Raw genomic sequence first — 13,315 nt, forward strand, 5'->3', positions numbered from 1 at the left:
ATGGACCTACACCATATCATGATTACATATCTATATTAACCGTGCAGGACACTAGCAACTGCAGATCCAGAGCGTGCCAGAGACGGAGTTGTACAGCAGGCGTCCCGTCTGGGCGGTTTTCAAAGTGGCGCAGAATGTCCCGCCCGTCTCGCCTTTCGGGCGTAGCTGTTAGGCCCAACAATATCTCCGGTTGAATTGCAGAAACGAATCTTTCGAACTGCTGTGCTTCAATATGATGGCACTCGTCAACCACCACCACACGCCAATAATCCGGGCCCAGGTGTTTGAGAAGGCCTTTGCTATGAACACTTTGAATGGTGGCAAACAAATGTTGGTATTCGTCGGCTTCATGGTGACCCGATAATAGCGATCCAAAGTTTGGGGCTCTCAGAACCTGGCGGTACGTTGCAATTGCTTGTTGTAGGATTTCGATTCTGTGAGCAACAAACAGTAACCGGGGATGACCACCCTCTTTACGTGCCAAAGCTCGATAATCGAATGCAGCCATTACTGTCTTGCCGGTTCCTGTAGCGGCGACAAGTAGGTTGCGGTAGCGCCCGTGCAGGCGCTCTGCCTCAAGTTGTTCGAGTATGTCTTCCTGAAAAGCTTTAGGTTGCAACTCGAAAAAGGTGGGGTTCGCTATCGGATTGGATTTACCGGACTCTCGCTGCAAGGCGCTGCGTAAAACCCGCTGATGCTCGATATTATTGTGGTCATAGGTTTGAAATTCATTGTCTTCCCAAAGTGTTTCAAAATGGGCTTTAGCACGATTGTATAAGGTAGTTTGACCGGTTTCCGTGAACTTGACCGTCCATTCCAATCCTCCCATAAGCGCCGCCCCGGAAAGGTTGGCGCTGCCTACATAGGCAGAACCAAAACCTGAATCGCGACCAAAAATCCAGGCTTTTGCGTGCAAGCGCGTGCGTCGCCCATCCAGTGAAATACGAACCTCACAGTTCGGTAGCTCTGCAAGCATATCCAACGCCTTTTGCTCAGTAGCGCCTACATAGGTAGTCGTTAACACCCTGATCTTTGCAAGCTGATCTCCCTGTGCGTCAGTTGCGGTGAGCCTGCGTAGGACGTCAATTATTTTTCGGACCCCGGAAACTGTGATGAAACTCACTAGGATATCGACTTGATTGCAGTTGGAGAGCTCAGCAGTCAGTTCATGAAGAAGGGCAGGAGAATCTTTTCCAGCTGTAAATAGCCAAGGTTGGGACAGTCCGATCTCGGGCAACTTCGGTTGAAGATTTGGGTCAGTAAGCGCTAACAATCGGTCCGGTGGCTCACGCAGTAAATCCACCTCAACCTCTTTACCCAACTCATTGAGACGGCTTCTAACAAATATCAACAAGTCGTTTATCAACCTAGCTTGCTGATGTATTCGACTGTTCTGCTCATCTCCAGGCAATAGAGCTAGTAGCTGCGACATTCGATCCGCTAAGGTGTCTGCCAACTGGCGGTGACTTTGTTCGTTGCCAAGCGGCTCTCTGTGAGCCTGATAGGGTGTGTTTTCGAGCTGCTGATATGACCATTCAGTGGTTAGCAAGTCATAGAGCCCCTTCGGGAGTTCATCCTTGGGCATTTTCTAAACATTCCCCTGTCTGCCAGGTAAAGGCGTTGGTTATTGCAAAGTGTCTTCTACCAGGTTAGCACGTCGTATTTTGCTCGCGATAGAACAGTGCCTCCAATATTAGGCAATACCCTTGGGGTCAGTTGGCAATTGTTGTACAAATGGAAGAGCCTGACTGTTGATGATAAGGCTCCGAAGAATTTTCATCGTTGCTACTGCAACTAACCGAGTACCCCATGCCAACCAATCCCTACAACGACCGAGCAGAAGCCTTCTTCGACCAGTATCAGTCTCTGCGCTTCGAGGATGTGCATGGCAGTTGGCTGAGCCATCTGCCGGAGCGTTCCGGATTTGCGCTGGATCTGGGTGCCGGCAGTGGTCGTGATGCCATGGCGTTGGCCGACCGGGGTTGGCATGTGCTGGCCGTGGAGCCAGCTGCGGAGTTGAGGCGGCTTGGTGAAGCGGCCACGCGGGACCGAGAGGTGCAATGGCTTGGTGATCAGTTGCCGGAACTGTCTCTGGTTCGCTCTTTGTCCTATCGGTTTGACCTGATTCTGGTATCGGCGGTCTGGATGCATGTGCCGCCCACGCAGCAGGAACGGGCCTTTCGTATTCTCTCCGAACTGCTGGCACCTGGCGGTACGCTGGTCATCACATTGCGCCACGGCCCGGACTCCGGTGATCGCCAGTTCTACCCGGTCGATGGTCAGGCACTGGAGCAATGGGCCCGGAATCGGGCTTTGGTGACCGTGCACAATGGCGAGCATTTGGACCGTCTCGGGCGTTCGGAGGTCTGGTGGGAAACGCTGGTCTTCCGCTTGCCGGACGATGGCACCGGTGCCTTGCCGTTGTTGCGTCATATCATCGTGAACGACAACAAGTCTTCCACCTACAAGCTGGGGTTGCTGCGTGCACTGATTCGCATGGCCGACGGGGTGCCGGGTATCGTTCTCAAGCGCACGGATGACTGGGTCGAGCTACCCCTGGGGGCGGTTGCCCTATACTGGATCAAGCTGTATCTGCCGCTGTTGAATCGCCATCAACTGCGCCAGGCGCCGGGGCAGGGTGGCTACGGGTTTGCCAAGGTGGACTTCTATGCGCTGGACAAGCTGGTGTCCGCCTATGATCTTCGAATCGGCCGTGGGTTGAGCGCCGAGGCAGCGCCAACCGTGCTGCGTGCAATCAAGACGGCGGCTGCCAACATCGTGCGCATGCCGGTGAACTACACAACCTGGCCCGGCACCAGCAATCCGGTATTCGCGGCTGAAGTGAGCAGCTTCAGGGTAGGCGGCTCGCCGGCGCGGCTGGATCGGGAGACACTCGCCAGGTTTGGCAGCTTTTATGTGCCGCGCTTTCTGTGGGACTGCATGAGTCGATACGCCTGCTGGCTGGAGCCTGCCATCGTTAACGAGTGGGCGGAACTGATGCAGGGCTATGAGGTGCGTTATGACCACAGCGTTTACTGGCAGGCCCTGCAATGGCATGAAGATCGGCGCGATACGCGCCTCATCCGCGACCTGGTGAATGACCGGCTGGGCAACCGGCGGCCGGTGCATTGTGTCTGGAGCAACACCGCGCTCAAGCCGGACAAGTACGCAGTCGATCATTGCTTCCCTTGGTCGCGGTGGAGCAACAATGACCTTTGGAATCTGCTGCCCAGTACCGAGAGGGCCAACAGCGCCAAGGCGGAAAAACTCCCGGCCCAATCCTTGATGGCGGAGGCGCGCCCGCAAATCCTGCAGTGGTGGGATGATGCCTTGATCGGCAGCGACCGGGAGACTCAGTTTTTCAGTGAGGCCGAGGCAGCTCTGCCGCTATTGCACATCAAGCCGCAGCAGGAGAGAACCATCGAGAGCGTCTTTGAAGGCATGCTTCAGCAGCGGTTGCGTCTTAAAATGAACCAGCAACTGGCCGAGTGGATAGGTTTGGGTTGATGCGTTCAGACCCATCTGCAAATTGGAAACCGCAAACAGGGATTAAACCATAGATGATTGCATTGGCCCGTTTTGGTTACAGGGGTGAAGACCTGACCTGGATTCCAGTCGGGGACCGCGTCATGGGCGGCTGTTCGCAGGGTGTGATGGAGCCTCTGGAAGGCGATACCAGCCTGTTTCACGGTACGGTGAGGCTGGAGAATGGCGGTGGTTTTGCGTCGGTGAAGTGTGATGTGCCCACGCTGGATCTTTCGGGGTTTTCCGGTCTGATGCTGAACGCCTGCGGTGACGGCAAGGCCTACAAGCTCGGGTTGCGCATGAGCTGGGACCGGTCGGCGCCGGTCTACCAGCAGGCCTTTGCCACTGAAGCGGGCGTTTGGCATCAGATGCTGTTGCCGTTCAGCGGTTTCGAGGCTTCGCTGCGCGGGCGCAAGCGACCGGATGCGCCGCCGCTGGATCCGGCTCGCATTGCTTCGCTGAGTCTGTACATTTCGGGTCGCCAGGCGGGAGCCTTTGCGCTGCAGCTGCGCGGTATTGACGCGGTCACGGAGCGGATGCAATGAAGGCTCTGTACCCGGAGTCATACCGTCGTCTTTGAGACGCTTCTTGATTATCGCCTCTTCACGTCGAGATAATCCCGCTGGATCAGTGTTTCGAGGGCATTGACGGCACTGCGGGTCTCTTCATAGGTTATGCGCAGATTGCGTAATTGCTCGATTTGTTCGATGGAGGGGCCAGCCTCTCCAACCATGCTGGCGATGTCCATCAGTTCCTGCACATAAGCCAGGCGTGCTCGGGCGGCCAGTTTGAGTACGGGGTCGAGGTCTTCGAGGCTGAGCTCCGGAATCTGGGGGTTCATGATTTCACGGTTGATGTCCCGGCGACGTTTTTCGATCTCCAGCAGTAGCCTGTTGTTTTCGACGGTCATGGCGTCATCCCGAATAGTCCTGTTTGTGCTCAGTTAACCTGAAATATGCTTTTTTCGCCACGGGCTATTTCAATTCGAGGATTCGTGCGCGCTTGATACGCTCATGTAACATGTGGGTGCTCGGCTTTCCCGAACTCTGGATACGCATTCAATGACCACCTACGCCGTCATCGATTTTGAAACCACCGGACTGTCACCGGCCCACGGTGCGCGCCCGACAGAAATCGCCGCTGTGCTGGTGCGTGGCGGCGAGATTGTGGATCACTATCAGAGCCTGATGAATGCCGGTGTGCCGGTGCCGTATGACATCCAGCAGTTTACCGGCATCACCAACGAGATGGTGCGTCAGGCGCCGCCGGTGGCCACGGTGATGTCGGAGGTGGCGGCGTTTGTGGGGGCTTGCCCCATTGTGTGCCACAACGCGGCGTTCGACAGGAAGTTCTGGGCGCATGAGACAGATTTGCTGGGCCACCCGGCGCAGAATGCGTTCGTCTGTTCGCTTCTGCTGGCGCGGCGGCTGTTTCCGCAGGCACCGAATCACAAGCTGGCGACGTTGGTGCATGCGCTGGGGTTGCCCAGTTCCGGCACCTTCCACCGGGCCTTGGCGGATGCCGAGTGTACGGCGCACTTGTTGATCAACCTGAACCAGGCCATCTGTGAGCGGTTTGGCCTAGCTGATGTGGAGCTGGAATTGTTGCTGGCGCTGCAGAAAGCCGGCAAGCACCAGCTTGATCGGTGTGTGAGCGCTTACGTGGGTGGCCGTGGCTGATCACCAGGTGTTGATGTCCTGCTCAAGCATACGGATCGACTCCACGATCTCGTCGAAGGTGGGCGGTGTCTGGTACATCATGCCGGCTCCGATCATCTTCTCGTAGTCGGCCCGAAGCTCGTCGAGGGTTTCCTCCCCTGGGAGCAATTGCAGGTGGCTTACGAGACAGGCGTCGTAGTTGGCATGGCTCGCCTTGAAAAACACTTTTTTGTGGCAGACGACGTCCTCGAACAGATCGCGATTCCGGACGGCAGCCTGACCGGAGGCGTGCCGGCTCAGCATCACGAGGTCGTACCAATGCCGGGAAAGTCGGTCGGCATTCTCCTTCAACTGGCCGCGGTTGCATTCGACGTGGATCAAGGTTGCTTTTTCCCAGAAGGTGCGCTCCGGTGAGAGCACCACGACTTCGCTGGTGGGGTAATCGAGCTCGGCCGTCATTGTAGCTACATAAGGTGAAATCGTATGGCGCTCGTTCGGATCGATGACATTGCGCCCACCCAATTCGATGAGGACATGGCTCTTGAGGTATTCGTCGGCTTCCTCCGTCACGGAGGGGAAGCTGACCCAGATCTTTTCCCCGCTCTGGTCGATCTTAATGGTGTGATGTCCAGCCGTGGGCAACTTATCCAGTTTCGCACGGAGGAGTGGAATGACCGTGTCATTGGCGTAATCCTTGACGTAGTCCTTGAGGCGATTGCTGAACTTCCTGATCTTGGTATTGCTGATGCCCTCGGCAAAGGGGTCGAAGTCAGCCTCGAAGTGCCGGTAGTCGAGTGTGATATCGACATCTTCGGAAAAGCGATCAATGGCGTTGTAAACTTTGGACAGAGAGGTGCCACCCTTGAAGGCCATGGGGTGGGCATCGGGCATGGAGAAAAGGGTCTGCAATGTCCAGCAGACCCAGATGTCCTTTTCCAACACTGCCGCTTGCCGACCCAGTTCCGCAGCCGCCGCCTGGAGGATGTCTTTCTGATCGGATTCTGGCAATTCCAGGTAGGATTCAGCCATGGGCCGCTCCCTGGGTGTAATTATCGATCGTGCTGGCCATCCAGGCCGGCATTCTGGAGGTGCGCAACGTCTCGAACTCCTCCGAGCTCAACCCTTCCCGGATGCGACGAACCACCTCCGTATTGATGTTGTCCTTGCCCAGGTACCAGAGAGCCGAGAGTGCCAGCCCCGGCTTCTTGCCGGCATGCTGCAGCTTCCGATGACTGGTCGTGTGTATCAGTTTGACCTTGAGGTTGCCGACACGGATCTCCCGGCTCGGACCACTCGTGTAGTACACCGGGGTGGTGGGCATTTGGGTGCTGAGTTTGAAGCGGCGTGCAGCTTCCGCGCCATGGACCTGCAAGGTCTCGCCGTGATCTTTGGCGATCACCTTGATGACGCGGGACACGTCAGGCATCACGTTACCGATGAAGCGGCTTTTCTTCGGACGCATGAACACCCCGCGTGCGACGCGCTGGATGACGCCTTCCTCGACCAGGCGAGAGAGTGCCTTGTCGACGGCGGAGCGCGAGCCGAGCTTGAGGAAGCGGGTGTTGGTGAACGGCTCACCCCGTTGCATTCTCAATACCCGCTGTTTGATGCTTTCAGCCACAGACATTACTCAAACCTCCCGTTAGTGTCAGAAAAACTAGCAATTTTTCTGACAATTAGCAAGACTTTTCAGAAGCTCAATGTAACGATGATGTCCTCGTAAGTATCTGCATTTGTTGTAAATTTATCCGATTTTTCCACCTTCTCTGCTCCGATTTCTCCAACTTACGCCCCGCATCGCTAGTTGAGTTTCCGGGCTGGCTGCCTCGTTATCTTACCGGGCATGACAATTGATGGCATATGTAATAACATTGTTATTACATTGAGCTGGGAAGCGAGCAATGCTCTTTGAATGGGATGAAGCCAAGAGTCGCGCCAACCTGGACAAGCATGGCGTGAGTTTCGAGGAAGCGCAGAGCGTGTTCAATGATCCGCTGCACATTGCGCTGCTCGACCACCGATTCAGCTATTTCGAGGAGCGGTGGATTACGTTGGGTAACAGCGATCTGGGGCGATTGCTGGTAGTGGCCAACCTTTTCTTCAATGAGGATGGGGAGGAGGTTATTCGTATCATTTCAGCCAGGCGGGCCACAGCTCGCGAGCGACAGTACTATGAAGACACCTGAAGAGCGCAAGGCACTGGATGACTTCGATCTGCCGGATGAGGTGGATTTCAGCGGCGCTGTGCGCGGGCGTTTCTACAAACCGCGCAAGGTCAGCACCACGATTCGGATCGACAATGATGTGCTGCTGTTTCTGAAAAAGAAGGCGGCGGAAGAGCACGTGGGTTACCAGACGCTGATCAACTCTCTGCTGCGCGAGTATGTGAAGCACTCAGTGCATGAGTCGGCCAAGGGCTATGGTGCTCAGAAAGGCGAGGACAAGGGTACGCAGTAGCTATCTTGATCGATCTGATCGATAGGCGTATCGTAATACGAATACGTTATCGATCGGTGATGCCATGACTGAAGTGACTGTTTCACCCAAGTTCCAGATCGTCATCCCCAAGGACATTCGAGAGTCCATGGGTATTGTGGCCGGCCAGAAAGTGCAGGTTCTGTCCTATCAGGGAAGAATTGAACTGATACCCCTGAAACCCATGACGGAGATGAGGGGTTTCCTTGAAGGCCTGGACACGACTGTTGTACGGGATGAAGACCGGGTATGAATGTTGTTGATTCGTCAGCCTGGCTGTCGTATTTCGCCAACGATGACAATGCTCAGGTATTCGCCGAGCCGATAGAAAATGTTTCCGAGTTGCTGGTGCCGAGCATCACTGTCACGGAAGTGTTCAAGGTGGTACTGCACCAACGCGGTGAGGAGGCGGCTCTGATCGTTACCGCGCATATGGAGCAGGGCCGAGTTATTCCGCTGGGTTCGGAGCTGGCCATGAACGCAGCGAGACTGGGCCTGCAGCATAAACTGCCGCTGGCTGACAGCATTATTTTCGCCACCGCACGGCAACATGCCGCAGTTATCTGGACTCAGGACAATGATTTTCAGGGTCTGCCAGATGTCAGATATGTATCCAAGAGCACTGGATGAATTCGATCTAACGGATGACGATGATTGTGGATTTCTCCGGGCCCGAAGAGCGGGGGTAGCGTCCTTGGCTAGCGTCTCGCCTGTCTCATGTTCGAGCCTGCTCAAGATGTTTTTTGTGCTGCTGGTTGCGCAGCAAAATCAAAAGTCTTTCTTTTTTGCCAAGTTGATATAGTGAGACTGGCAATGTCAGAAAGTCAGTGTTTTCTGACATAATGATGGACTCATGCAAACATCTGACATAAGATAGCCTCCAATCTCAACTAGTAGAGCCTTTCTGACATATGGACATCTCGGACTTCATTGCTGGCCACTATGAACAGCGCTACCAGTACAAGGCTTTTCTGCCTCGGCATGTGCATCATGAATGGGTCATTTCTGATCCGAAAGTGCTGGATGTGCTGGGGCGTGCCGACCGGGCGCTAGGCGAGCTGAATGCTTTCAGTCAGTTGATTCCTGACATCGACTTTTTCATTCGCATGCATGTTGCGAAGGAGGCCACCCAGTCAAGCCGCATTGAGGGTACACGAACGAATATTGAGGATGCCTTCAAGGGACTCGATGATTTGAAGCCTGAAGAGCGTGATGATTGGACAGAGGTGCAAAACTATATTCGGGCGATCAACTTTGCCATTGAATCCCTCGCCAACTTGCCTTTGTCCGTTCGTTTGCTCAGACAGACTCATGCGGAGTTGATGCAGGGCGTAAGAGGTGAGCACAAACTGCCGGGTGAATTTCGAACCAGCCAGAACTGGATCGGTGTCAGTCTGAAGCATGCCGCCTTTGTGCCACCCCATCATGACCATGTGCTGGATCTGGTGAGCGATCTGGAAAAGTTCCTGCATGCCGATGACATCTTGCTGCCCCCGCTGGTGCGCATCGCCATTGCACATTATCAGTTCGAAACGATTCACCCGTTTCTGGATGGCAACGGCCGTCTGGGCCGCCTGATGATCTCCCTGTATCTGGCATCAGAGGGCCTTCTTCACAAGCCGGCGCTGTATTTGTCAGATTACTTTGAGCGCAACAAGACGGCCTATATTGATCACCTGATGGCCGTGCGCGAGGGCAATCATCTTCGGGAGTGGCTGCTCTTTTTCCTTATTGGCGTAGAAGAAACCGCAACTGCGTCTGCGTCTGTCTTCCGCGCCATTATTGAGTTGAAGCAGCGTATCGAGAGAGATGTGTTGCCGCGTTTCAGCACCCGTCGTCAGGCAAGTGCGCATGGCCTGGTGCGTCACCTTTACGCTCAACCAGTGATTGATGTGCGCTGGGCGGCGCAACAGATTGATGTCGCTACCAATACTGCCGCCGCCCTGATATCAGACCTGGTTCGACATGGGGTACTGGTCGAAGTTACAGGTCAGAGCCGCAATCGTCTGTATGTATTTGACGAGTATTTGAACTTGTTCCGAACCTGACCTTCTATCAAAACTGCATTTTAAAAACACCTGAAGAACGTAAAGCACCGGATGACTTCGATCTGCCGGATGAGGTGGATTTCAGCGCTGGTGTTTGCCCTCTCCGGTTTTACGCGCATAAAAATGTGATGCAACGTCTCTCTGTACTCAATGCCGCTCGGGCTTCTGCTCGTGCGGTTCACCCCAGGTGCGGTTGATCTTCTTCCCCTCGATCACAGCCGGGCGCTGGTCGATCTGTTTGGCCCAGCGCTGCACGTGGGTGTAGCTCTCGACGTCGAGGAACTCGCCCGCATTGTACTGGCGCCCCAGCGCCAGATTGCCGTACCAGGGCCAGATGGCCATGTCGGCAATGGTGTAGTCGGCACCGGCGATGAATTCGTGCTCGGCCAGTTGCTTGTCCAGCACATCGAGTTGGCGCTTCACTTCCATCGTGAACCGGTTGATGGGGTATTCGAAGTATTCCGGTGCATAAGCGTAGAAGTGCCCGAAGCCGCCGCCCAGATAGGGCGCACTGCCCATCTGCCAGAACAGCCACGAGAGCGTTTCGGTGCGCCCGGCCAGGTCGGTGGGCAGGAAGGCGCCGAACTTCTCGGCCAGATACAGCAGGATGTTGCCCGACTCGAATACCCGTTGCTCAGGTTGCACGCTGGTGTCCAGCAGGGCGGGGATCTTGGAGTTCGGGTTCAGGGCAACAAAGCCGCTGCCGAACTGGTCGCCGTCCTGAATCTTGATCGGGTAGGCGTCGTATTCGGCGCCGCTGTGGCCGGCCGCCAGCAGTTCTTCCAGCATCACGGTGACCTTCACGCCATTGGGCGTGGCCAGCGAATACAGTTGCAGCGGGTGCTTGCCCCGCGGCAGTTCCTTGTCGAACTGGGCGCCGGCGGTGGGCTTGTTGATGCTGGCGAACTGGCCACCGTTTTCTTCGTCCATGGTCCAGACGCGGGGTGGTGTGTAATCGGATGTCGACTTCGGCATGCGGAAATGCTCCATGGCTTGATTGGGGTAATATACGTGGCACTGTCAAAGTAGATCGGCTTGCCGGAATTGCAAGAAGAGCAGCACGGTTGGTGGAAGTCCAGCGTTGATTCACGTCTCTGTGCTTCGCACCTGCCGCAGGGTATGATCTGCAGGCTCGGCAATAGTTCCAAGGAAAGGTTGATGACTGAAACACGCAATAATCTCTGGGTTCTGATTGGCATGCAGGCGTTTTCCATGACTGCCATGCCGATGATGATTCTTATTGGCGGCATCATTGGTGCCCACCTCGCGCCCAACCCGCAATGGGCCACGTTGCCGGTGGCAGCGCTGGTTGTCGGCACGGCATTCAGTACCTTGCCGGCGTCTTTCCTGATGCAGCGTTGGGGTCGCAAGGCCGGCTTTCTGACCGGCAATCTGGTGGCTATCAGTGGTGCCTTTGTGGGCAGTGTCGCTGTGATGACGGAGAACTTCTGGTTGGTGCTGGTGGCCAGTCTCTGCTTTGGTTTTCACATGGCCTTCGTTAATCAGTATCGGTTTGCCGCCATGGAGAGCGTGTCTGCCGATCGCCAGGGCCAGGCGGTGTCCTATCTGCTGCTGGGGGGTGTGGTTGCCGCCATTGTCGGCCCGGAAGCCGGCGCGCTGGGGGAGAATCTGCTTGGCATGCGCTACCAGGGGTCTTTCCTGATTCTGGCCGGATTGCTGAGTGTGGGCACCTTGTTGATTGTCTTCGGGTTTCGCAACCAGCCCATGGTGCAGGCCACAGCGGATGACCCCGGTCGCCCCTGGCCGGTGTTGCTGCGCCTGCCTCTGCTCTGGTTGGCGCTGTTGGCCGGGGCCATCTCCTACAGCATCATGAGCCTGGTCATGACGGCGGCGCCGGTGAGCATGCACGAAATGGATCACCACAGCATGGGTGTCACGAAGACGGCGATTCAGGCGCATATTCTGGCCATGTTCCTGCCCTCACTGGCCACCGCCTGGCTGATTCAGCGTTTCGGGCCGATGCGCTTGCTGGTAGCAGGGCTGGTCATCTATCTGCTGATGATTGTCGCCGGTTTGGCGGGCCGGGGTGCGATGCACTACACGGTGAGCCTGATTCTGCTGGGCGTGGGCTGGAACTTTCTCTTTGTGTCTGGCACTACTTTGCTGGGCCGGGTGTATGTCGGCAGTGAGCGGTTCCGGTTGCAGGGGTTGAACGACTTTCTGGTATTCGGCACCCAGGCGCTGGCGACACTCAGCGCCGGTTGGCTGATCTTCCAGATGGGTTGGGATGCGTTGCTGTGGTTTACGCTGCCGCCGATGATCCTGCTGGGTCTGGTGGCTTTGTGGGCCGCCCGCCGCCCGCCCGAGCAAGCCGCTTCGACGGTGTAATCCTGCCTGCGCGATTGATTGTGTGGCGCCTCAATTTTAGGCGCCGGCCTTGGCCGCGCTTGGCCGTCGTTTGCACGCCGATTTTGCTATGCTCTTGTCAGCACCCAACGCGCCCCCGGAGGCACCTCATGGAAAAACTCGACTCGAGAACGGCGCTGCTGGCCTTTCAGATCATCACCGACAAGGGCGAGAAGGCCGAGGAAGGCTTCAGCCTGGATGGCCTCACGGCCACCTCAGCCATAGATGGCTATACGGTGCAGTTAACAGACGGCACGGTAAGCGTAACTGTGATGTTTCACCACTCCATTGCCTTTGATACCCCAAGTAACCGGGCGACGAAGCACTTTTTGAGCCGCGTGGAAAAGTTGATCAAGAAGCACGGGTAAAGAGCGGACGACCATCGGTGCTCAGCCGCCGGCTTTTTTCACCGTCCAGCCCTTCTTCTCCAGCATGGGTAACAGCAGATCGCGCTGATCGCCCTGAATCTCGATCACCCCGTCCTTGATACTGCCACCAACGCCGGCTTTCTTCTTGAGTTCCTTGGCCAGGGCTTTCAGCTCGTCACCGGCCAGCGGTACACCCGTGATCAGCGTCACACCGGCACCTTTGCGGCCCTTGGTCTCCCGTTTCAGGCGCACGACACCATCACCCGACGGCGCCTCCGGCGCAGCTTTGCCGTCATCACGCACACGCCCGGTTTCAGTGGAATAGACCAGCTTGCTGTTCTTGCTCACGGAGGGCTCCTGATTCAAATTCTAATGGCCATTTTGCATCAGGCGGTTGACGCCGCCAAGCCAGCGCCTACATATGGTGCCACTGTTGTAGGCGCCGGCCTTGGCCGCGCTCGGGGTTTACGCCCCTGGCCTACATATGCAGCGTTTCATTTGTAGGCCAGCGACGTGAGTCGCGCTGGCGTGCAGGGATGCACTAATGTCGCGGGCGCATGGATGCGCGGGAGCGACTTGGGCCAAAGGCCATGCCATCGGAACGTCAAGCCACCAGCTTTCTGACTTTCAGATCCTTGCGGCGTTGCTCCGCATGCCACAACTCATACTGAAACTGCTGTGTCAGCCAACTCTCGGCCGTTGTATCAAAGGCAATGGACAGCCGAATCGCCATTTCAGGGCTGATGCCCGCCCGCCCATTGAGAATGGCACTCAGAGTTTTACGGCTGATACCCAGAGCCTCTGCCGCCTCGGTGACCGACAGGCCCAAAGGTTCCAGACAAAGCTCGCGAATCACCTCGCCAGGGTGAGGGGG

General features: G+C 56.3%; 17 protein-coding genes. 10 read left to right on the plus strand and 7 right to left on the minus strand.

From position 1 onward, the window contains the following. Positions 1 to 22 precede the first annotated feature (22 nt). Positions 23 to 1,585: a DEAD/DEAH box helicase family protein gene (locus LAT62_RS13290; RefSeq protein WP_293384774.1), complete on the minus strand. Its 1,563-nt coding sequence runs from the start codon at positions 1,583 to 1,585 to the stop codon at positions 23 to 25. 224 nt (positions 1,586 to 1,809) lie between these two features. Between LAT62_RS13290 and LAT62_RS13295 the strand changes: the two genes are divergently transcribed. After that, positions 1,810 to 3,507, plus strand: coding sequence for a methyltransferase domain-containing protein (locus tag LAT62_RS13295; RefSeq protein WP_293384777.1), 1,698 nt, complete (start codon positions 1,810 to 1,812; stop codon positions 3,505 to 3,507). A 53-nt stretch (positions 3,508 to 3,560) separates the two neighbouring features. Continuing rightward, on the plus strand, positions 3,561 to 4,070 hold the full coding sequence (locus LAT62_RS13300; RefSeq protein WP_293384780.1) for a CIA30 family protein: 510 nt from the start codon (positions 3,561 to 3,563) through the stop codon (positions 4,068 to 4,070). A 47-nt stretch (positions 4,071 to 4,117) separates the two neighbouring features. Here the strand turns inward: LAT62_RS13300 and LAT62_RS13305 are convergent, their stop codons facing one another. After that, entirely contained in the window at positions 4,118 to 4,435 is a 318-nt protein-coding gene (locus tag LAT62_RS13305) for a hypothetical protein (protein WP_293384783.1), read from the minus strand. Positions 4,436 to 4,586: 151 nt separating this feature from the next. Here LAT62_RS13305 and LAT62_RS13310 point away from each other — a divergent pair, with 151 nt between their 5' ends. Next, on the plus strand, positions 4,587 to 5,204 hold the full coding sequence (locus LAT62_RS13310; protein ID WP_293384786.1) for a PolC-type DNA polymerase III: 618 nt from the start codon (positions 4,587 to 4,589) through the stop codon (positions 5,202 to 5,204). Here LAT62_RS13310 and LAT62_RS13315 read toward each other — a convergent pair whose 3' ends face one another. After that, the gene (locus LAT62_RS13315; protein ID WP_293384788.1) at positions 5,205 to 6,212 is read right to left on the minus strand and encodes a nucleotidyl transferase AbiEii/AbiGii toxin family protein; all 1,008 of its coding nucleotides are present in this window, start codon (positions 6,210 to 6,212) and stop codon (positions 5,205 to 5,207) included. After that, positions 6,205 to 6,810, minus strand: coding sequence for a DUF6088 family protein (locus LAT62_RS13320; protein ID WP_293384791.1), 606 nt, complete (start codon positions 6,808 to 6,810; stop codon positions 6,205 to 6,207). Before LAT62_RS13320 ends, LAT62_RS13315 begins: the two co-directional genes overlap by 8 nt. A 274-nt stretch (positions 6,811 to 7,084) precedes the next feature. On the opposite strand from LAT62_RS13320, the gene LAT62_RS13325 reads away from it, so the two are divergent. The 5 genes from LAT62_RS13325 to LAT62_RS13345 all read left to right on the plus strand — a co-directional run bounded on the left by LAT62_RS13325 (position 7,085) and on the right by LAT62_RS13345 (position 9,706). Beyond that, the gene (locus LAT62_RS13325) at positions 7,085 to 7,369 is read left to right on the plus strand and encodes a BrnT family toxin (RefSeq protein WP_293384794.1); all 285 of its coding nucleotides are present in this window, start codon (positions 7,085 to 7,087) and stop codon (positions 7,367 to 7,369) included. Continuing rightward, complete coding sequence (locus LAT62_RS13330; protein ID WP_293384797.1) at positions 7,356 to 7,640, plus strand: BrnA antitoxin family protein; 285 nt, start codon at positions 7,356 to 7,358, stop codon at positions 7,638 to 7,640. Before LAT62_RS13325 ends, LAT62_RS13330 begins: the two co-directional genes overlap by 14 nt. A gap of 64 nt (positions 7,641 to 7,704) precedes the next feature. Continuing rightward, a complete protein-coding gene (locus tag LAT62_RS13335; protein ID WP_293384800.1) occupies positions 7,705 to 7,911 on the plus strand; it encodes an AbrB/MazE/SpoVT family DNA-binding domain-containing protein in 207 nt (68 codons plus the stop codon). Beyond that, positions 7,908 to 8,288, plus strand: coding sequence for a type II toxin-antitoxin system VapC family toxin (locus LAT62_RS13340; protein ID WP_293384803.1), 381 nt, complete (start codon positions 7,908 to 7,910; stop codon positions 8,286 to 8,288). The genes LAT62_RS13335 and LAT62_RS13340 overlap by 4 nt, the downstream gene beginning before the upstream one ends. A 281-nt stretch (positions 8,289 to 8,569) precedes the next feature. Further along, entirely contained in the window at positions 8,570 to 9,706 is a 1,137-nt protein-coding gene (locus tag LAT62_RS13345) for a Fic family protein (protein WP_293384806.1), read from the plus strand. Between the two features lie 147 nt (positions 9,707 to 9,853). On the opposite strand, the gene yghU is transcribed toward LAT62_RS13345, so the two are convergent. Next, complete coding sequence (gene yghU / locus LAT62_RS13350) at positions 9,854 to 10,681, minus strand: glutathione-dependent disulfide-bond oxidoreductase (protein WP_293384809.1); 828 nt, start codon at positions 10,679 to 10,681, stop codon at positions 9,854 to 9,856. Positions 10,682 to 10,864: 183 nt separating this feature from the next. On the opposite strand from yghU, the gene LAT62_RS13355 reads away from it, so the two are divergent. Together LAT62_RS13355 and LAT62_RS13360 are read left to right on the plus strand one after the other, a co-directional pair. After that, positions 10,865 to 12,055 carry an MFS transporter gene (locus LAT62_RS13355; RefSeq protein WP_293384812.1) on the plus strand — a complete coding sequence of 397 codons (1,191 nt, stop codon included), beginning with the start codon at positions 10,865 to 10,867 and terminating at the stop codon, positions 12,053 to 12,055. Between the two features lie 128 nt (positions 12,056 to 12,183). After that, positions 12,184 to 12,441 (plus strand): DUF3081 family protein, encoded by a 258-nt coding sequence (locus LAT62_RS13360; protein ID WP_293384815.1) that lies wholly within the window; start codon positions 12,184 to 12,186, stop codon positions 12,439 to 12,441. A 21-nt stretch (positions 12,442 to 12,462) separates the two neighbouring features. Here the strand turns inward: LAT62_RS13360 and yciH are convergent, their stop codons facing one another. Then, on the minus strand, positions 12,463 to 12,789 hold the full coding sequence (yciH, locus tag LAT62_RS13365; RefSeq protein WP_293384818.1) for a stress response translation initiation inhibitor YciH: 327 nt from the start codon (positions 12,787 to 12,789) through the stop codon (positions 12,463 to 12,465). Positions 12,790 to 13,045: 256 nt separating this feature from the next. Then, a partial coding sequence (locus tag LAT62_RS13370) for a HigA family addiction module antitoxin (RefSeq protein WP_293384821.1) occupies positions 13,046 to 13,315 on the minus strand: 270 nt, incomplete at its 5' end.

Source organism: Natronospirillum sp. (assembly GCF_022565775.1).
GTDB lineage: Bacteria > Pseudomonadota > Gammaproteobacteria > Pseudomonadales > Natronospirillaceae > Natronospirillum.